The 17,853-nt window shown below is 65.0% G+C and carries 15 protein-coding genes; 12 read left to right on the forward strand and 3 right to left on the reverse strand.

What is annotated here, in order from left to right:
- Window positions 1–2: 2 nt before the first annotated feature.
- The 5 genes from H7F53_RS03085 to H7F53_RS03105 all read left to right on the forward strand — a co-directional run bounded on the left by H7F53_RS03085 (window position 3) and on the right by H7F53_RS03105 (window position 6,990).
- The gene (locus H7F53_RS03085; RefSeq protein ID WP_185678009.1) at window positions 3–1,442 is read left to right on the forward strand and encodes a UbiA family prenyltransferase; all 1,440 of its coding nucleotides are present in this window, start codon (window positions 3–5) and stop codon (window positions 1,440–1,442) included.
- 329 nt (window positions 1,443–1,771) lie between these two features.
- Window positions 1,772–3,097, forward strand: a complete 1,326-nt coding sequence (locus tag H7F53_RS03090) for a sugar transferase (protein ID WP_185678010.1) — start codon at window positions 1,772–1,774, stop codon at window positions 3,095–3,097.
- 282 nt (window positions 3,098–3,379) lie between these two features.
- A complete protein-coding gene (locus tag H7F53_RS03095; protein WP_185678011.1) occupies window positions 3,380–4,372 on the forward strand; it encodes a glycosyltransferase in 993 nt (330 codons plus the stop codon).
- Window positions 4,373–4,538: 166 nt separating this feature from the next.
- A complete protein-coding gene (locus H7F53_RS03100; RefSeq protein WP_185678012.1) occupies window positions 4,539–5,498 on the forward strand; it encodes a lysylphosphatidylglycerol synthase domain-containing protein in 960 nt (319 codons plus the stop codon).
- Between the two features lie 109 nt (window positions 5,499–5,607).
- Complete coding sequence (locus tag H7F53_RS03105) at window positions 5,608–6,990, forward strand: O-antigen ligase family protein (RefSeq protein WP_185678013.1); 1,383 nt, start codon at window positions 5,608–5,610, stop codon at window positions 6,988–6,990.
- Here H7F53_RS03105 and H7F53_RS03110 read toward each other — a convergent pair.
- Window positions 6,987–7,949: an acyltransferase family protein gene (locus H7F53_RS03110; RefSeq protein WP_221773536.1), complete on the reverse strand. Its 963-nt coding sequence runs from the start codon at window positions 7,947–7,949 to the stop codon at window positions 6,987–6,989. The genes H7F53_RS03105 and H7F53_RS03110 overlap by 4 nt on opposite strands.
- Window positions 7,950–8,325: 376 nt before the next feature.
- Between H7F53_RS03110 and H7F53_RS03115 the strand changes: the two genes are divergently transcribed.
- Window positions 8,326–9,315, forward strand: coding sequence for a glycosyltransferase family 2 protein (locus H7F53_RS03115; protein WP_185678015.1), 990 nt, complete (start codon window positions 8,326–8,328; stop codon window positions 9,313–9,315).
- Window positions 9,312–10,532: a glycosyltransferase family 4 protein gene (locus H7F53_RS03120; protein ID WP_185678016.1), complete on the forward strand. Its 1,221-nt coding sequence runs from the start codon at window positions 9,312–9,314 to the stop codon at window positions 10,530–10,532. Before H7F53_RS03115 ends, H7F53_RS03120 begins: the two co-directional genes overlap by 4 nt.
- A 40-nt stretch (window positions 10,533–10,572) precedes the next feature.
- Here the strand turns inward: H7F53_RS03120 and H7F53_RS03125 are convergent, their stop codons facing one another.
- Window positions 10,573–11,382, reverse strand: coding sequence for a cell wall hydrolase (locus H7F53_RS03125; protein WP_246438448.1), 810 nt, complete (start codon window positions 11,380–11,382; stop codon window positions 10,573–10,575).
- A gap of 403 nt (window positions 11,383–11,785) precedes the next feature.
- Between H7F53_RS03125 and xrtV the strand changes: the two genes are divergently transcribed.
- Genes xrtV through H7F53_RS03140 form a run of 3 tightly spaced genes read left to right on the forward strand, consistent with a single transcriptional unit; the run spans window position 11,786 to window position 14,318 of the window.
- The gene (xrtV, locus tag H7F53_RS03130) at window positions 11,786–12,730 is read left to right on the forward strand and encodes an exosortase V (protein WP_185678018.1); all 945 of its coding nucleotides are present in this window, start codon (window positions 11,786–11,788) and stop codon (window positions 12,728–12,730) included.
- Window positions 12,727–13,434 (forward strand): exosortase-associated protein EpsI, V-type, encoded by a 708-nt coding sequence (epsI, locus tag H7F53_RS03135; RefSeq protein WP_185678019.1) that lies wholly within the window; start codon window positions 12,727–12,729, stop codon window positions 13,432–13,434. Before xrtV ends, epsI begins: the two co-directional genes overlap by 4 nt.
- Window positions 13,435–13,478: 44 nt before the next feature.
- Window positions 13,479–14,318, forward strand: coding sequence for an EpsD family peptidyl-prolyl cis-trans isomerase (locus tag H7F53_RS03140; RefSeq protein ID WP_185678020.1), 840 nt, complete (start codon window positions 13,479–13,481; stop codon window positions 14,316–14,318).
- Between the two features lie 51 nt (window positions 14,319–14,369).
- On the opposite strand, the gene H7F53_RS03145 is transcribed toward H7F53_RS03140, so the two are convergent.
- Window positions 14,370–14,819, reverse strand: a complete 450-nt coding sequence (locus tag H7F53_RS03145; protein WP_185678021.1) for a hypothetical protein — start codon at window positions 14,817–14,819, stop codon at window positions 14,370–14,372.
- Between the two features lie 22 nt (window positions 14,820–14,841).
- Between H7F53_RS03145 and H7F53_RS03150 the strand changes: the two genes are divergently transcribed.
- Complete coding sequence (locus tag H7F53_RS03150) at window positions 14,842–16,236, forward strand: hypothetical protein (protein ID WP_185678022.1); 1,395 nt, start codon at window positions 14,842–14,844, stop codon at window positions 16,234–16,236.
- Window positions 16,229–17,323 (forward strand): glycosyltransferase family 4 protein, encoded by a 1,095-nt coding sequence (locus tag H7F53_RS03155; RefSeq protein WP_221773537.1) that lies wholly within the window; start codon window positions 16,229–16,231, stop codon window positions 17,321–17,323. The genes H7F53_RS03150 and H7F53_RS03155 overlap by 8 nt, the downstream gene beginning before the upstream one ends.
- The last annotated feature ends 530 nt before the right edge of the window (window positions 17,324–17,853 follow it).

The raw sequence follows: 17,853 nt of genomic DNA on the forward strand, positions 1-17,853 counted from the left end.
CGATGTCCCACCAGACCATTCCGCTTTGTGTCGATCTCGACGGCACGCTGGTGAAGACCGACCTCTTGCATGAATCGGCTCTTGAGCTGGCCAAGACCGCGCCGCTTGCATTGCTGCGCTTGCCCGGCTGGCTTGCCCGGGGGAAGGCGGTCATGAAGCAACGTCTGTCAGATCATGTCGATCTTGCGGTTGCGCATTTGCCCTACCGGCAAGAGGTTATCGCCATGATCACGACTGCGCGCGACGAGGGGCGTGAGATCGTTCTTGCTACCGCCTCGGATCAGCGCGTGGCGATGGCTGTGGCAAATCATCTTGGCCTGTTCGACCGGATCCTGGCCAGCGACGGTGTGACCAACCTCTCGGCTGAAGCAAAGGCCCGGCAACTTGTCGCCGACTACGGCGAAGGCGGGTTCGACTACGTCGGCAACAGCGCAGACGATCTGGCAGTCTGGCGTCGTGCCCGCCGCGCTATCATCGTATCGCATGACCGCCGGCTGCATGCTCGCCTGGCAGAACAATCGGGCGAGATTGAGCGCCTGGCGTCCGCGGCGCCCCGGTGGCGCGATTGGATGCGCAGTCTTCGGCCCCATCAATGGCTGAAGAACCTGCTGATTTTCGTGCCGTTGCTGGCTGCTCACCGCGCTGGGGACGCCAGGCTGGCCGGGCAGGCCATAGTCGCGTTCGTCGCCTTTTGTGCAGCCGCATCCTCCGTCTATCTCGTCAACGACCTTGTCGATCTGTCTTCCGATCGCCGCCATCATAGCAAGCGTCGACGTCCGTTCGCCGCCGGCTCCCTTCCTGTTTCGGCGGGGATCCTGATGGCTCCGGTCGCCCTGATCGTGTCGCTGGGTTTGGGTTTTGTGCTTCCCCCGGCGTTCACCGCGGTCCTCGGATTCTACCTCATCCTGACAAGCATCTACAGCTTCTGGCTCAAGCGCCAGGTGCTGGTCGATGTGATGTTGCTGGCGGGTCTGTACACGCTCCGGATCATCGCCGGTGCCGCCGCAACCGGAGTGGTGCCAAGCTTCTGGCTGCTTGCGTTCTCGATGTTCTTTTTCCTCAGTCTAGCGATGGTCAAGCGTCATCAGGAACTGCATTCTGCTTCGGCGGAAACCGGCATGCTGGCCGGGCGGGGCTACATGCGCTCGGATCTTCCGGTGCTCATGGCCTTAGGGAGCGCCAGCGGGCTCATGGCCGTGATGGTGCTCGCGCTCTACATCAACTCGCCCATTGTCATCTCAGGCTATCGGGAACCGATCTGGCTGTGGCTCGTCCCACCCTTGATGCTGTACTGGACTGGCCGGTTGTGGATGAAAACGCAGCGGGGGGAGATCCATGATGACCCTGTGGTCTTTGCCTTGCGTGACCGCCAGAGCCTTGTCCTGGCGGCCATGATTGCGGCGGGCCTGGGGGCGGCAGCAGTGGGGTGGCGACCGTGGTAGGCGCAGACAGGGACGCCTGATGGGATGGTGGGCCGGTGTTTTCTCTGGCCAGCCGCTGCTACGGCCGGGGAAGTCTCTTGTGTTGCGCTGCGATACGTTAGAAACACGGGCGTCGGTGTCCACATCTGGAACGGCAGTCTGCTCCGTCTGGCGCCGCGCGGGCAGATAAGTTACGGCATGAGGAGCCTCACGGGGAGGCTGAGCGGAAAAGATCCGGTACGAGCGTTGGGGCACATTGCGTGAATTCAAGCACGAGGATCATCAAGCCGTTTGCGGCACAGGATCGTCCCCCGGATGATCCACTGGCCCGCCCTGGCGAGAGCCGCCGGATGGCGGCGCGGGATGTGCGGCTTCTGCTCTACGCCTTGTCACTGGTCATGGATGCCGCTGCAATTGTCGGCGGATTTGCGATTGCCCTGTTGGTTCGTGCGCCCGAGTGGCTCACGGCGCGCGGGCACTCACTGCTGTCCATCGCCTTGCCGCTCTTTGTCATGTTCTCGATCGCGCGCGAGGTTCAGTCGGTCGAGACCTTGCAAAGCCGCTCGTTGGCGATCGGCCGCGTCCTGACCGCCTGGGCGGCGACTGCCGTCCTGCTTGTGCTCCTGACTTTTGCCTTGAACTCCGATGTGTCGCGCCTGGGGTTCGCGCTGACCTTTGTCGCCTCGGCCGGCCTCCTGGTGGTCAGCCGGTTCGTGTTCGACGGGATCTTCTGGGCGACCATGAAGGGCCGGGCCATCAGCAGGGTGCTGCTGATCGACGGTGTCGACTGCGTTCGGCCCGACGGGATGGATGTGATCGATGTCGGCGCTGCGGGCCTCTGGCCCGATCTCTCGCGGCCAGAACTGGTCGACCTCGTATCCCGCATGGTGGCGGACTACGATCGGGTAGTCGTAGCCTGTACCGAGGATCATCGCCGGGCCTGGTCCATGTTCCTGCGCGGTTCGGACGTGGGCGGAGAAATCATCCTCGAGCCGGGCGTGTTGCAAGGTGCGGTGGCGATCGGCCAGTGCGGCGAGAACGATACCCTGATCCTGTCGCGCGGTCCGCTCAGCCTGTCGAGCCGGATCCAGAAGCGGGCGTTCGATCTGGTGGTGACCATTCCGTTGCTGGTCTACCTCCTGCCGTTGTTCGCGGTGGTTGCGGTTTGCATCAAGCTGGAAAGCCGCGGTCCGGTGTTCTTCCGGCAGGTGCGGGTGGGGCAGGGCAACCGCCAGTTCAAGATCCTGAAGTTCCGCTCGATGCGGGTCGAGGCATCCGATCACAACGGCGCACGCTCGGCCTCGCGCGATGATGACCGGGTGACCCGGGTTGGAGCCTTCATCCGGCGGACCAGCATCGATGAGCTGCCGCAGCTGATCAATGTCCTCCTTGGAGACATGAGCCTGGTCGGACCGCGGCCCCATGCGCTCGGGTCGCTGGCAGGCCAGTCGCTGTTTTGGGAGGTCACCGACCGCTACTGGCTGCGCCACGCCCAGAAACCCGGCCTCACCGGTCTGGCCCAGATCCGAGGCTTCCGCGGTTCAACCGACAAGGCCGAGGACTTGACCCAGCGGCTCCGCTGCGATCTCGAGTATCTCGACAACTGGAGCATCTGGACCGACCTCTTGATCTGCCTGAAGACGCTGCGCGTCATCGTGCACAAGAACGCCTACTGACGCGTTGCGGCGGTCTGGAAGGGTCCGCCTGTCTTTCGCATTCACCCGCGTTGGTGACGCACATTGGGACAGGTTTCCCAAACGCCCTCAGATACTAGCTTTAGTTGGTATTCGGCGTTAGGGACGAAGCGAAGGCTCAAGCCCGAAACGAAAGGCGGACGTGCCGCTGCTGCCCACCACCGACAGCCGGAGTGGCGCCGTGACATGGTCGCTTATGGTCTTTTTAACCGGTGCTTGTGCATGGGTGCCGGATGCACTGGGGGTGGTTGTGAGGCACAGGTCGTGAAACTGGTCATCCAGATCCCCTGCTACAACGAGGAGGAAACACTCCCCGCGACCTTGGCCGATCTCCCGCGTTCGATCCCCGGGGTGGATGTCATCGAAACGTTGATCATCGATGACGGGTCGAAAGACCGCACGGTTGCCGTCGCCCGTGAGCTCGGCGTCAATCACATCGTCCAGAACAAGCACAATGTCGGGCTGGCGACCTCGTTTCGCCGTGGCCTCGAAGCCTGCATCGACCTCGGCGCTGACATCATCGTCAACACCGATGGTGACAACCAGTACTGCGGAGCCGATATCGCCAAGCTGGTCGAACCGATCGTCGCCGGCCGTTGCGACGTGGTCATCGGGGATCGGCGGACCCAGGAGATCGCACATTTTTCGCCGGCCAAGCGGCTGTTGCAGCGGCTGGGCAGTTTCGTCGTGCGGAAGTTCACCGGCGTCAAAGTGCCAGATGCGGTTAGCGGTTTCCGCGCGATATCGCGCGATGCCGCCATGGTGCTGAACATTGTTTCGCCATTCAGCTACACCATCGAGATGCTGATCCAGGTGGGGCACAAGGGCCTCGCTTACGAGAGCGTGCCGATCAGGACCAACCCGAAGACCCGGGATTCGCGGCTGTTCAAGAGCGTGTTCCGCTTCATCGAACGGTCCGTGACCACGCTGATCCGGATGTATTCGATGTACCGGCCGCTCAAGGTTTTCGTGACCGTCGGCAGCCTGATGACCGTGATCGGTGTCATCCCGATGCTGCGGTTCCTCTATTTCTATTTCTTCGTATCGGGCGAAGGCAAGATCCAGTCGCTGGTGATCGGTCTGGCGATCATGACCATCGGTGTCCTGACCATCATGATGGGCCTGATGGCCGACCTGATCCGGCACAATCGCCGCCTTTTGGAAATGACGCTCGAGAAGGTGCGCCGGCTGGAGCAGGCCCATCGTCTGCATATCGACGCTGATCCCGACACTGACCGCAGCGGACCCGTCCAGTAGCGGTTGTGGAACCCTGTGTGTCCACCATGGTCCGCCCCCGGCCAAGATGCCCGGGCACTTCGTGCCGGGCGGAATGGCTAGCCGAGGCGGGGCCTGTTGCGCGCTTTTGGCCAGGTGCCTTGCGTTCGCCCGAGGTGCCGGGGCTGTGTGCGGGCCTGGCCGGACGGTGACCAAACGCCTGCGCCAACTGGGCGGCACTATCGTCGCGCTGGCCTCCAGCCTGTTTCTGATCTGGGCCGTTTATCGCAGCCTCAGTGGCATGCCCTCGGGCCTGTGGCATCCAGGCTTCATCGCGCTGCTGGCAGGTCTGGGTATCGGCTATCTGGGCATCAACCAGGTGCTCGGGCTCGCCTGGTTCGTGCTGATCCGCGAACTGGAGCCTGCCCGGATCAGCTGGTCCGCCGCTCTGGCGATCTTCAACCGGACGCAGTTCTACAAGTATCTGCCCGGCAATGTCTTTCACATGCTGGGCCGCTTTGCCATGGCGAACGAGGCAGGCGTGCCGGCACGGTCGCTCGCTCTGGCCCAGGTAGGCGAGATTGCCACCCAGCTGGTTGTGGCCGCGCTGATCGCGATCCTGTTCGGTGGTCGCATGCTGCTGCCGGTGCTCGAGGATTACAGCGTGGTTCTGGCCAGGTTGATCGTTCCGGGTGCCGTGCTGGCTGCCATTGGGCTGATCGTCGCTGTGCTCTGGCTGCGGACGCATCGACAGCTCGCCGTCAGGATGCTGCGGGCCTGCAGTGTGGCCTTGCCGGTCTATGCCGCCTTCCTTGTCCTTAGTGGTGGTTGTGCCCTGGTGATCATGCATTGGCTCGACCCCGCGCCGGTGATCGGAAATGCCGAACTGATTGGTCTCTTCGCCGCCAGCTGGCTGATCGGTTTCGTGGTGCCCGGGGCGCCAGGCGGGCTGGGCGCCCGCGAGGCGCTCGTCGTCGTCGGCATGACCCTGCTCGGCGCGGGTCTCCCGCTCGCCACGGCCACCGCGTTGACCCACCGGATCGTGACCATCATGGGCGACGCGCTGGCCGCAGGGGTGGGCTGGCTGATGCTGCGCAAGCAGGTCGCCCCCAGCGTGATGAGCGGCGCGACGGTGGCCCAAGCGCTGGGCGAGCAAGAGCGCCGCTGATGAGCCGCACTTAGCTGCTGACGGTTCCCGTCCGAGCCCCTACAATGTGCGGGCCGGCGTCCTTCCTGGTAATCATTTCGGCAGACACGGTTGGTATCGGGACCACATCATGCGTTTCATTGCTATCGCCGCCGTCCTGCTGAGTTTCCCGTTGCTGATGCAACTGCTGCGCTCCGATCCGCGTTGGCGCAAGTGGGCCTACTTCGGATTGGGTTTGCTGCCGTTCACCGTTGCGGCGTGGAACCTCGATGCCGGTCTGGTGAACTGGGCCACCTGGGCAGGTTTCGCCAAGGGCTACGTTCTCACTCTTGAGGACACCTTGGCCCTGGCGATTATCATGACCCACCCGCGGCCCAAGGGGGCGCCGCCGCTGATCGGCTGGCTCTACCTGTTCATGGTGACCGTGTCCCTGTCGATACCCGGCGCCACGATGCCGATGGCGGCGTCGTTCTATGTGTTTCAGCTGGCGCGGGTGGCGCTGGTTTTCGCGGCAGTCGCCAAGATCGCTGGCGACCCCAAGGCGCTGATGTGGCTGGGACTGGGTTTGGCCAGCGCGATGACGCTGGAGGCCGGGGTGTGCCTCTACCAGCGCTTCCACGGTGCATTCCGCGCGGCCGGGACGATGTCCCACCCCAACCAGCTCGGGATGATGGCCCACTTCGTGGTCCTGCCTCTGCTGGGGATGATCCTGTCCGGCTATCGCAGCAAGATCATGATGCTGGGCATTGCGAGCGGCCTTGTCGTGATCGTTCTCGGTGCTTCGCGTGCGACGATGGGCTTCCTGGGCACCGGCATGGTCTTGACCATGCTATTGTCGCTGCGCCGCGGTGCGACGCCCAAGAAGATGCAGATGGTGGGGCTTGCTGCTGCTGCTCTGGTTGTGGCCACGCCTTTCTTGCTCCATTCGGTCGGCCAGCGCCTCGCGCAGCAACTGGAAAGTCAGAGCGACTACGACGAACGCGCCGCGTTCGAACGCGCCGCGAAGATGATGTGGGCCGAGCATCCGTTGGGGGTCGGCGCCACCAACTATGTGCTGGTGGCAAACACTCAAGGGTATTCGGCGCGGGCCGGCGTGGTCTGGAACAGCGGCAGCCGCGCCGCCAATGTGCACAATACCTACCTGCTCACAGCTGCCGAACTCGGCTGGCCCGGCATCATCGCCTATGTCCTGATGCTGGCGACGTCCATCGTGGCAGGCTGGCGGTGGAGCTTCGCCAGCCGCAGGGATCCGCGCGGCGACATCACGCTCGGCTGCACTGTCGCTCTGATGATGATGGCGCTGCATTCGCAGTACGAATGGATTACCGTGACCTACGAGGTCCAGTACACGATCGCGATCGCGATGGGCATCATCAGCGGCCTGACGCGCCAGCGCAAACTCGAACAACGCCAGGCCCGCGAACTGCGTCGGGCCGGTCTGTCGCAGGCGGAGCTGGAATCGGTCGGGTCTGGTCAGCCTGTCGGAGCCGGACAGCCGGTTCCGGTCAGCTAGGCCGGAGCGCCGGACGGTCTGCCGGCCAACCGCTTGCCCAGAGCGATCCAGCGACTTTCGTACTGGAAGGTAGACACGTGAGCGAGTGCGAAGGTCGCGCCGATCAGCAAGGGGCGGCGCAGGTAGCGTTCAACCTTGCCGACCTCCTCCCCGCCAAGCCAGGTGACGCCAAGCACTCCGTGGATCACGTAGAGCGCATAGCTGATCTGGGCAACATAGCGCGCCGGCGTGCTGGACAACAGGGTCCGGAACCAGCCAGGCGACGCATAGAGCGAGACGCCAACGGCGGCAGCGGCAATATAGGGACGGGCATAGAGCAGGGCGCCTGCCGCGGGATGCGAGGCCCCCAGCAGCAGCACCCACAGAACCAGGACCGACCAGCCGGGCACGGGCAGCCGGACCGCCCCGGGGCGATAGCGATGCACAAGCAGTGAAAGCGTGGCACCGGCTAGGATTTCGTCCACGCGATGCCATGTGACGATGCTGTGCGGCTCCCCGGCCGCGATACGCAGTGCGGTCACGGCCAAGGCGAGCAGCGGCAACAGATAGAGTCCGCGTCGGCCGAGCAGCCCGACGATCACGGCCACGGTGACGTAGAACTGGACCTCGACGCACAGGCTCCACAGATGGTTGCCGCCCTCCATCAGATGCACGGGTGGCAGGTTCGCCAGGAAGACCAGGTTCTCGAGCAGCAACCCCCGGTTTGCGGGGATCACTGCCAGAAGCCCCATCGCCAGCCAGGCCAACGGGAGGATGCGCGCCAGGCGCCGGATCAGGAACGCCCCGATCCGTTGATCCTGCAGCAGCAATTGGGTGATCAGGAAGCCGGAGAGGCAAAAGAAGATGGCCATGCCGCTCATCGCGACCGCGGCATTCAGTTCCCACCGCGACGGACCGATCGGGAGCAGGTGGCCCGCCAGAACGGAGAGAATGCTCGCCGCACGCCAGCCGTCCAGCAAAGGCAAGTGCCCCAGCGTCGCAACGATTGCCGATGGCGGGTTGCCGTGCTGCCGGCCAGGCGCCGGCCCAGGATCGGCTGCCCGGGCATGGGGTGACGGATCAGATGCAACGTCGTGGTTCATGTCGCCTTTCATCCGCAGCCCTAGCGCCCTTGCCACCCCGTGCCAGCCGGGCCGGGCCGGCGCTCCAGGTTGGGGAACAGTCCCGATCCCTGCCTCGTACTGGTGCTTTGGTAACAATCAAACGTCTAGAAAGATTTATCGATGCGCGCTACGCCTGCGGGCCGACAGGGTTGCCTCGCGGCGGCTGGCAGTGTGGTGGAATGGACAGCGGGGCGCGGTCGGACATGTTCAGCAACGGTGAGGGTCACGCCGGATGAATGCCGCCGGGCCAGCACGGGGCGAGCCGGTATCGATCGGAGTTGTCGCGATCGGGCGAAACGAGGGCGAGCGTCTGCGCCGTTGCCTGGCCTCCGTGGATTACCCGGGAGCCCGCGTCGTTTATGTTGATAGCGGGTCCACCGATGGCAGTTGCGCCCTTGCGGCATCGCTGGGCGCCGAGGTGGTCCAACTCGATATGGACCAGCCCTTCACCGCGGCCCGTGCCCGCAACGCAGGTTGGCAGGCGCTGGTGGACGGTGGAGCGGCACCCGATGTCATCCAGTTCATCGACGGCGATTGCGAATTCGAGCGCGGCTGGATCGAGCGGGCGATCGCCTTCCTCGCATCGGACCCCAAAGCTGCAGTGGTCTGCGGCAGGCGGCGCGAACGCTTTCCTGAGGCCAGCTTCTACAACCGCCTGTGCGATGCAGAATGGAATACCCCGGTCGGGCAGGCCGATGCCTGCGGTGGCGACGCGGCCATGCGGACTGCGGCTCTGGTGGCGGCAGGAGGGTTCGATCCGCTCTTGTCCGCCGGTGAGGAGCCCGAGTTGTGTCACCGGCTGCGCAGCGAAGGCTGGACGATCTGGCGGATCGACGCCGCGATGACCATCCATGACGCCGCGATGTTCCGTTTCGGCCAGTGGTGGCTGCGCGCCGTGCGCAGCGGTCTGGGTTATGCCCAAGCCTGGCGCGCCACCGCGCAGCGGCCGGCACCGCTCTATCGGCGCGAGTGCCTCAGGGCGCTCGGCTGGACCGGCGGGGTGACACTGGTGGCCTGCGCCCTCGGGCTGTGGCTCGGCTGGGCGGGACTGGCCTTCGCTCCCGCCGTCTGGGCGGCACAGTACCTGCGTCTGGCTCCAAGGTATGGCCCGCGTCACGCCGGCTTGCTGCTGGTCGGCAAGTTTGCCGAGGCGCGCGGCATCCTGCTCTATCTGCGACGCGCTCTGGCCGGCCGTCCCGGGGGGACGATCTTCTACAAATGACCCGTATCGCCTACCTTGTCAGCGAGTATCCGGCCCCCTCGCACACGTTCATCCGGCGCGAGATCGCCGCACTGCGGCGACGCGGGTGCGATATCGGCATTTATTCGGTCCGGCCCGCCGCAAGGGCGCCGCAATCGGAACAGGAACGTGCCGATCATGCCGAAACGCAGGCCGTGCTCGGGCGCTCTCCGGTGGCCTACCTGGCGGCCTGCCTGGCCTGGATGCTGACCCGGCCTTGGCGCACGGTGGCCACCCTCAGGCTGGCGCTGCGGCATCGTCCGCCGGGGGCCAAGGCCCTGATCTGGGCGCTGTTCTACTGGGTCGAGGCGGCACTGCTCGCGCGGTTGCTGCAGCGCGATGGCGCGCAGCGGCTGCACAGCCACTTCGCCAACAACGGCGCCACCGTGGGCTTGCTGGCGGCGTCGCTGGTGGGGATCCCCTGGAGCATGACGCTGCACGGCATTTCCGAGACCGATTATCCGGCCGGGCTGATGCTCCCCGCGAAGATCCGCCATGCCGACTTTGTCGCTTGCGCCAGCTGGTTCATGCGGGCCCAGGCCATGCGGGTGTCACCTGTCGAGCACTGGCCCAAGCTTCACGTCGTGCGCTGCGGGGTCGAGCCCGAGGCGCTGGCGGGTCATGCCGCTGAGCGCGGGGTCGGGGTCCGGTTCGTTTGCGTCGGCCGGCTCTCGGCGGAAAAAGGCCAGCATGGCCTGCTCGAGGCCTTTGCTGCCGTTCGCCGCCAGCGTTCCGATGTCTCGCTCGATCTCGTCGGCGATGGCCCGCTGCGCGCGGACCTCGAGCGGGCGGCCCGGGCGCTGGGCGTGGCCGATGCCGTGACGTTCCACGGAGCCTTGCCGGAGCCCCAGACGATTGCCTGCATCGGGCGCAGCGATATCCTGGTCCTGCCCAGCTACATGGAAGGCCTGCCATTGGTGCTGATGGAGGCGATGGGGCTTGGCCGTCCGGTCGTGGCCAGTGGCGTTGCCGGAATCCCGGAACTGGTGCGGGATGGCGAGAACGGTCTGCTGGTGCCTCCGGGGCACGTCGCCGCCCTGGCTGGAGCCATGCTGCGCCTGGCCGACGATCCGCCCCTGCGTCAACGTCTGGGACAGGCCGCACGTGAGGCTGTTCATGCGGAGTTCGTGATCGATCGCGCCGTCATCCCCCTGCAAGACCTGCTTCACGGCAAAGCCGCGCCAGGCGAAGTGGGCTGAAGGCGCCTCAAGATCGCGGACAGGTCAACCTGCTTGCCATTCAGGGTGCGGGTAGGGCGGGGCGGGCCGGGGTTGGTAGCGCCGCGGCGCCCTGTTCGTCGATCGCCAGGCGACCACGCTCTTCATCGGCGCGCAATCCCGCCGCTGTTTTGGCCGGGGCGATACCGGGCGTGTCCGGCATCGTTGCCTGGTCGATCAACAGGCCTGAGGCCGGCGGGGCGGCGACCTGGTCGATGCCGACGTCCGTCGCCGCAAGGCCGTAATCCAGCTTGGGCCACGGCACCGCATCGGTCCCGCCATCGTAGACCCCGGTGAAGGCGGCGCGCCGTCCCCAATAACCTTGCCAGCGATAGAAGATGTGCGCCCCGATCAGGCTGACCTTGTCAAGCGTCCAGGCCCAGTAGGGGACGACGAAGCGCGTATGGTAATGGGTCGCCATGCCGACGGCGGGTTCCACCGATCCGCCCAGCGCGGCAGTGGCCACGCCGCGGGCGCGCAGCCAGCCGGCGCGGTCAGGGGTGCGCGACAGGCTGCCGTCACAGGTAAACGAAAACTGGCACCCGGTGCTGCGCTCGGACCCTTCATAGACAACCGCGCAGATCGATTTCGGGAAGGCCGGATGCCGCACCCGGTTGAGCACGACCTGGGCCACGGCGCGCTGCCCGATGGCGGTCTCGCTGGCCGCCTCGTAATAGATCGCTGCGGTCAGGCAATCGACCGCCGCCTGGTGGGCTGGGAGGTTCTGGGTCACCGCGAGCGGCAGCAGGAAGGGGCGAGCCCGTTCGATCGGTGCGGTGGAGAACGGGATCCCCGCATTGATGGCCTCGGCCTTGTCCGGGGGGACCGGCATGAAGCCCTGCTTCAGCTGGGGCAGGGCTGGCAGCGATGCAGTGGTCGCGGGCCGGGCGGCGCCACCGGTCGGTCTGGCCTCCTGCCGATGCCATGTCCAGGCCGCGATGGCCGCCAGCACGCAGGCCGCCAGCGCCACAACCCAGGCCAGGCGGACACGAGAGCGAGGGGATATCTTAACGTCTGGCATGTTTAACGGGCTCGGCTGCTGTGGCAGTCTTTCTGCAAGGAATAGGGTTCCGCGGCCGTCAGGCAGGCGGGGCATGGGGTAAGAAACCTTCGATGGCAATGATGCTCCACATTCGGACAGGCCTGGTGACAGGCCGTCATGTGATTGCGAGACATTTCAAAAACGTCTACATCGCACCCCCACGGCACAAGACGCCCGGGAGCGATTTCCAGACATGACTAGGGCTGATGACGTGCCTGCTGCCGCCTTGCCGGAGCGCATGGGGAACGAGGCCCTGGCGCTGCGTGGCAGCTTGCCGGCCGCACTGGTCTTCGCGGCCGGTGCACTGGTGCTTGCCGCGCCGACGCTGGCCTTCGTGGCGCGCGAAAGCTGGAGCACCGAACAGGGTGCCCACGGGCCGATCGTGCTGGCCACCGGCCTCTGGTTGCTGCTGCGTCTTTTGCCGCAGGCGCTGACGGTCGCGGTCCAGCCACCAGCCTGGCGGGTCATGGCGTTGTTCGCCCTGGTTCTGCCAGCCTATCTGCTCTCGCGGATCGCCCAGGTCGTCGAGCTGGAAGGCTACTTCATGTATGCCGCCCTGCTTGTGGGGATCTATGGTCTGGTCGGCACCGCTGCGATGCGACGGCTGTGGTTTCCCCTGTTCTACCTGGTCTTCATGTTCCCGCCGCCCGAGACCGTGGTCTATACCCTGACCCTGCCGATGAAGATGGGCGTGTCGACTGCGGCGATCGCCATTCTCCATGCCTTCGGCTATCCGATCGCCGGGCAGGGGGTCATGATCTACGTCGGACAGTATGAACTGCTGGTCGCGGCGGCTTGCTCGGGCCTCAACTCGATCATCTCGCTCTCGGCAATCTCGCTGTTCTACATCTACATCCGGCACGAGGCCGAATGGCGTTATGCCGCCTTCCTGGTCCTGCTGATTGTTCCGGTCTCGCTCATCGCCAATCTCATCCGGGTGCTGATCCTGATCCTCCTGACCTATCACGCCGGCGATGCCGCCGCGCAGGGGTTCCTCCACAATTTCGCGGGTTTGCTCATGTTTGCCGTGGCGCTGCTGACCATTTTTGCGCTGGACGCCCTGTGCAAGCCGATCTGGAACTGGGTCTTCGCCAAGCGGCTGGCCGGCAAGCCGGTGAGCACGGGAGTGTTCTCATGACCGACGAGCGCAGCGATGACGCCCCGCGCCTGGCCTTCGGGCGGCGTGAGTTTCTCGTCGGGGCAACGCTCGCCGGGACTTCCGGTCTGGGCTATCTTGCCCAACCGCAGGTGGCCAACCGGCCGGTTCCCGACAAGACGTTCCAGTCCTGGATCCCGAACCAGTTTGCAGATTGGCAGGTCCAGGGGCGCAGCGGCGTGGTCCTGCCGCCGCCCGACGCCCTGGTCGACCGGCTCTACGACAATCTGGTCACGCGGGTCTACGCGAACGAGCAGGGCGTTCAGGTGATGATGCTGATCGCCTACAACTTCCGACAGGATGGGGTGCTGCAGCTGCATCGTCCTGAGTTCTGCTACCCGGCGGGCGGCTTCACCCTGACCGCGACCCGGCCGGTGGACCTTTCGCTCGGTGGGCTGACCGAGGTGCCGGCCAGTGCCTTCACCGCCACCAATGCCGTGCAGACCGAACAGGTGCTCTATTTCACCCGGCTCGGCGACAGTTTCCCGCGGCGCTGGATCGAGCAGCGGCTCAGCGTGCTCAAGGCCAACCTGCAGGGCGACATTCCGGACGGCGTGATGATGCGGGTTTCCGTGCTGGACCCGGATGCTGGCCACGCCCAGGCTCTTCTGCAGGGTTTCCTGGGCGGCTTCTTCAAGACCATTCCCGGCCAACTGCGCCGGTTGCTAATCAATTCGAACGGTTAAACATGCGGACGCAACACACCGCATTTCGCTTGGAAAGGACCTATATGCGCACGACCAAAGGAACTCTCATCGCCGGTGGCGCGCTGGCGCTGCTCGCGCTGGCAGGGTGCAAGCGCGAGGCGACCGGTCAGGTGGCCGCAGTGGTCAACGGCGAGGAAGTGACCCTCGCGGAGCTGAACCAGGAACTGCAGGAAGCACGGATTCCCGCTGGCGCCGACAAGAAGGCCGTGCAGGCGCGGGTGCTGCAGACGATCATCGACCGGCGGCTGATCGCCCAGGCTGCGCGGCAGGACGGGATCGACAAGCAGCCCGAGTATCTCAATGGCCAGCGCAAGGCGGACGAACTGCTGCTGATCCAGCTGTTCACCAAGAAGCTGAACCAGGCTGCTCTGGTCCCCGATAACGCTGCGATCGACAAGTACATGGCAGCCAATCCCACCCTGTTCGGGCAGCGGACCGTCTATCGCCTCGACCGTATCGAGTTCCCGGTGCCGAGCGACATGACGCGGCTCCAGGAGATCAAGAACGATCATTCGCTCGATGCCGTCGCGGCCCGGTTGACCGCCATGGGCATCAAGTTCGATCGGGGCGAAGGAGCCTTGGACTCGGCCCAGCTGCCGGCGCAGGCGATGAACCAGATCAAGGCTTTGCCGCCCACCGAACCCTTCGTCATCCCCGGCGGGAAGGGCATCATTGTCGCCGTGATCAAGGGAAGTGAAACGCGGCCCTTCGATGGTCCGGAGGCGCGCACCGCGGCGCTGCAGCGGATGCGGATGGAAAACCTCGACAAGACCCTGGGCGACCGTCTGAAGACCGTGAAGGCCTCGGCCAAGATCGAGTACCAGAACGGGTTCGCGCCCCCGGCGGCCGCGCCGGCCAAGTGAACTGGCCCGCGCTCCCGGTTGCTCCGGGAGCGCGGGTCGGCTCCCGGACGATCAACGTCTGTGGTCGAGCAGCATCCCGGTCGCCATCATGAGGCTCGCGACGAAATAGGCGATCGCTGCAACGGTGAAGCTGCCGACAAAATGGCCCAATATGCGGTCGATCCGGTGCGGCGAGACAAGTTCCAAGGCCAGCACCCCCAGCGCGAGCAGGGTCCCCATGGCCAGCAGGCGCCGTCCGTTCCCCGCCCTTGCCAGATAGGGCAGCAGCAGCAGCAGCAAGGCCACACCAAGCATCGAGCCAGCGTACATGATCTTGGATTGGAGCACTTCTTTCGCGCCGGGTTGCGGGTGGACCCCGATCAGTTGATCGCGTACCCACGAATGGAACCCAAAACGGTAGGGATTGACTGTTTCGTAGAGTACGAGAGGCAGGACGACCACGTAGGTCCATTTCCGCCTGAGGATCGCACCCAGCAGGACTGCAGCGAAACCTGCCAGCATGAGATTGCGTGAGGCAAAGTGAATGGCATCCGAATCTAGCATCATCTTCGGAGCCTACATCCTCTGTTCTGTCATGACGATAGTCGCGGTGGCGTGGTCCGGGTCTCGGCGCGTGGCCTTGGCCTTGCTGGTCGCTGGATGGATGTTGCTTCCGGTTGAGCGTTTTCCGGCCGAGACCATCACCCCATCCAACTTCACGGTCGACTTCATCGGCACCGCCTTGCCCAGCCAGATTCTGGTCACCCGCGCCTGGGTGGTGCCGGTCGCGGTGTTGCTGGGGCTCGTGTTGCAGGGCCCCGGCCTGTGGCGCCATTTTCGCCTGTTGCCGGTTGATCTCCTGATGGGGATCTTTTGCCTCAGTCCGTTTCTTCCGTGGATGTCCGGTCGTCTGTCCGCGTTGGAGGCCGTGCAGCAAAGCGGTTATCTGTTCGGTTTCTGGGGAGCGACATGGCTGGTCGGACGCCTCCTGCTGTGCGATCTCGACGGGCGGCGCGCGCTGGCGGATGTGCTGATCTGGAGCGGTCTGGCGCTGCTGCCGATCGCCTTACTGGAGGGCAGCCGGCAGGCTTGGCTCTACGTTGCCGCTTATGGCGCGCATCCCTTTCAGCTTGAAGGGGGATCCGCGCGCTACATCGGTTTTCGTCCGCTCGGCTTTTTCGAGCAAAGCAATCAGTACGGGATCTGGATCGCCATGGCTGCGCTGGCGGCGCTGCATCGTTGCCTGGCCACAGATTTGCCGGTCAGGCGGGATCAGATCGTGGCAATCGTGCTGAACCTGGCGGCAATCGCCAGTCAGTCGGTGGGGGCCCTTCTGCTGCTGGCGGGAGGCAGTGCCTGGTTGGCGATGCGGGCCTCGCTGCGCCGTTCCGTGACGCTGGCCCTGGCCGTGGTACTGGCCTTGGGCGGAGCGGGTTATGTCTCCGGTAAGGTGCCGCTGGAGCGCTGGGCCAGCACCAGCGCGTCGGGCCAGTTGGTGATGAAGGGGCTCGACAAGATCGGTCGCAAGTCGCTGGCTTACCGGGTCCGGCGCGACCAGTTGGCCCTGCCGCTGATCGCCCGAGCGCCCTTGTCGGGTTATGGTCATTGGGACTGGTGGCGGCCGTTGAAATCGCGCCCGTGGGGCCTGCCGTTGCTCGTCGCCGGCCAGTACGGCATCCTGTCGGCTCTGGTGTTGTCGTGGGTTTTGCTGGCCGGCGCTGCGAGGCGCCTGTTGCTGGCGCAGCCGAGCATCCTCGCGCTGGTCGTTGCACTGGCGGCCGTTGATGCCTGGTTGAACAGCTTCATCTACATGCCGGCGGTGCTGGCTGCTGCGGCTTGCGCGATACCCTTGACCGGAGCGCGATCGCGCAGTCCGGACTCGGCGGAGGGGCAGCCTCAGGATGAAAACCCTCTCGCAGCAGGACCGGTTCATGCTTGATCATCCCTTGCGCTTGGCTTTTGCCCTGCCCGGGTTCCACCGCGTCGACCGCGGCGCAGAGGTTGCGCTCCTGTCGGTGGCGCAGGAACTGGCGCTGCTGGGACATGCCGTGACCGTGTTCGGATCAGGGCAGCCGCGCGAGGGCACGGCCTACCGGTTCCACCATGTCCCGGCGGTCCCGCGCGAACGGTTCGAACGCTTTCCTTTCTTCCCGCCGCTGCGCAGCGACGTGAGCTGGGAAGACCTGACCTTCGCCTCGGCCCTGTTGCGCCATTATCGTCCGGCAGATTTCGACGCGGTGCTGACCTGTTCATTTCCCTTCACCCAACTGGCCCTGCGGCGGCCGGCCCCGGGTGGAGCGCGCCCCCGTCAGATCTTCGTCACCCAGAATGGCGATTGGCCGGCGCGGGCGCGAAATGCCGAGTATCGGTTCTTCCGCTGCGACGGGCTGGTGTGCATCAATCCTGACTATTTCGCCGATAATCGGGATCGCTGGCGCTGTGCCCTGATTCCGAACGGTGCCGACCTCCAGCGGTTCACCCCGGGACCAGGCGACCGTGCGAGGTTCGGCCTGCCCGAGGATCGCCCGGTGGTGCTCATGGTCAGCGCGCTGATCGAGAGCAAGCGGGTGCTCGACGGGATCCGCGCGGTGGCGCAGCTTGACCGGGCGCATCTCGTGGTTGCCGGTGATGGGCCGCTGCGGACGGAGGCCGAGAACCTGGCGCAGCAGCAGCTGCCCGGCCGGTTTTCCCGCTTGTCCTTGTCCGCTGCTGATATGCCGGCGCTTTACCGCTCGGCGGACGCGCTGCTGCACATGTCGCTGGCGGAATCGTTCGGCAACGTGTTCGTCGAGGCGATGGCCTGCGGGCTGCCGGTGGTGGGGCATGACAGTCCGCGGCTGCGCTGGATCGTTGGCGACACGGCCTTTCTGTGTGACACGCGTGACCCTGCCGCGCTCGGGCAGCAGCTGGCAGCGGCTTTGATTGAAAGGCAGCGCGAACGCCCCGCCGAGGTCGCGCGGTTCGCATGGTCGGCCATCGCCGGGCAGTATCAGGACTTCCTGAGGATCTGTTGCGCCGCAGCCTGAAGCCGCGCCGCTTGCCAGCATGATCGAGAGGCAGATCTGGCGCAACTCAGCTTTGCCGCGTTCGGCTTATTCGCCTTGCGGCCTATTCGGCACTGTCCATCGCCCCCCGCTTGCCCGAGCTTCGCAGCCTGCCATGGGTTGAACCCTGTCAATCACCGCGGATGATCGTTCCGAATCGTCATGGTGAAGTTGCGGGGTCGACAATGATTGTTTGCAGAATTCACCGGCGCAGGGCAGCCGGTGTCCGATCGATTAAATTCGGTGAGATTACGATGCAGAGAAATTAACTCTGCCTTTACCATCGAAGTCCTACAAAAATGGTCAATTCTGGGAAAATCGCGGCCTGATCAAGCCGTGGTCGAGGCGTGGTGCGTGTTAACCATCGCACTGTAGTCCTTCTTAATTGGATCACCTGCACTATCCGGGTCGATCGCGAAGGGCGCGATCACCAGGATTACCGGGCCAGCGCATTGGTTGGTCAAGCTGGCTCGGGAGCCCTGGTCGTTCGGAAACATGTCTCGGGGTTGCAA

This window comes from Novosphingobium piscinae, assembly GCF_014230355.1.
GTDB classification, from domain to species: domain Bacteria; phylum Pseudomonadota; class Alphaproteobacteria; order Sphingomonadales; family Sphingomonadaceae; genus Novosphingobium; species Novosphingobium piscinae.

Excerpts from the sequence above, each read along its gene's own strand:
- H7F53_RS03145 (WP_185678021.1), bottom strand. The coding sequence starts at position 14,819 with ATGCTGGCAGGTTTCGCTGCAGTCCTGCTGGGTGCGATCCTCAGGCGG.
- H7F53_RS03120 (WP_185678016.1), top strand. The coding sequence starts at position 9,312 with ATGACCCGTATCGCCTACCTTGTCAGCGAGTATCCGGCCCCCTCGCAC.
- H7F53_RS03140 (WP_185678020.1), top strand. The coding sequence starts at position 13,479 with ATGCGCACGACCAAAGGAACTCTCATCGCCGGTGGCGCGCTGGCGCTG.
- H7F53_RS03150 (WP_185678022.1), top strand. The coding sequence starts at position 14,842 with ATGGCATCCGAATCTAGCATCATCTTCGGAGCCTACATCCTCTGTTCT.
- H7F53_RS03125 (WP_246438448.1), bottom strand. The coding sequence starts at position 11,382 with ATGCCGGTCCCCCCGGACAAGGCCGAGGCCATCAATGCGGGGATCCCG.
- xrtV (WP_185678018.1), top strand. The coding sequence starts at position 11,786 with ATGACTAGGGCTGATGACGTGCCTGCTGCCGCCTTGCCGGAGCGCATG.
- H7F53_RS03155 (WP_221773537.1), top strand. The coding sequence starts at position 16,229 with ATGCTTGATCATCCCTTGCGCTTGGCTTTTGCCCTGCCCGGGTTCCAC.
- epsI (WP_185678019.1), top strand. The coding sequence starts at position 12,727 with ATGACCGACGAGCGCAGCGATGACGCCCCGCGCCTGGCCTTCGGGCGG.
- H7F53_RS03115 (WP_185678015.1), top strand. The coding sequence starts at position 8,326 with ATGAATGCCGCCGGGCCAGCACGGGGCGAGCCGGTATCGATCGGAGTT.
- H7F53_RS03085 (WP_185678009.1), top strand. The coding sequence starts at position 3 with ATGTCCCACCAGACCATTCCGCTTTGTGTCGATCTCGACGGCACGCTG.
- H7F53_RS03090 (WP_185678010.1), top strand. The coding sequence starts at position 1,772 with ATGGCGGCGCGGGATGTGCGGCTTCTGCTCTACGCCTTGTCACTGGTC.
- H7F53_RS03105 (WP_185678013.1), top strand. The coding sequence starts at position 5,608 with ATGCGTTTCATTGCTATCGCCGCCGTCCTGCTGAGTTTCCCGTTGCTG.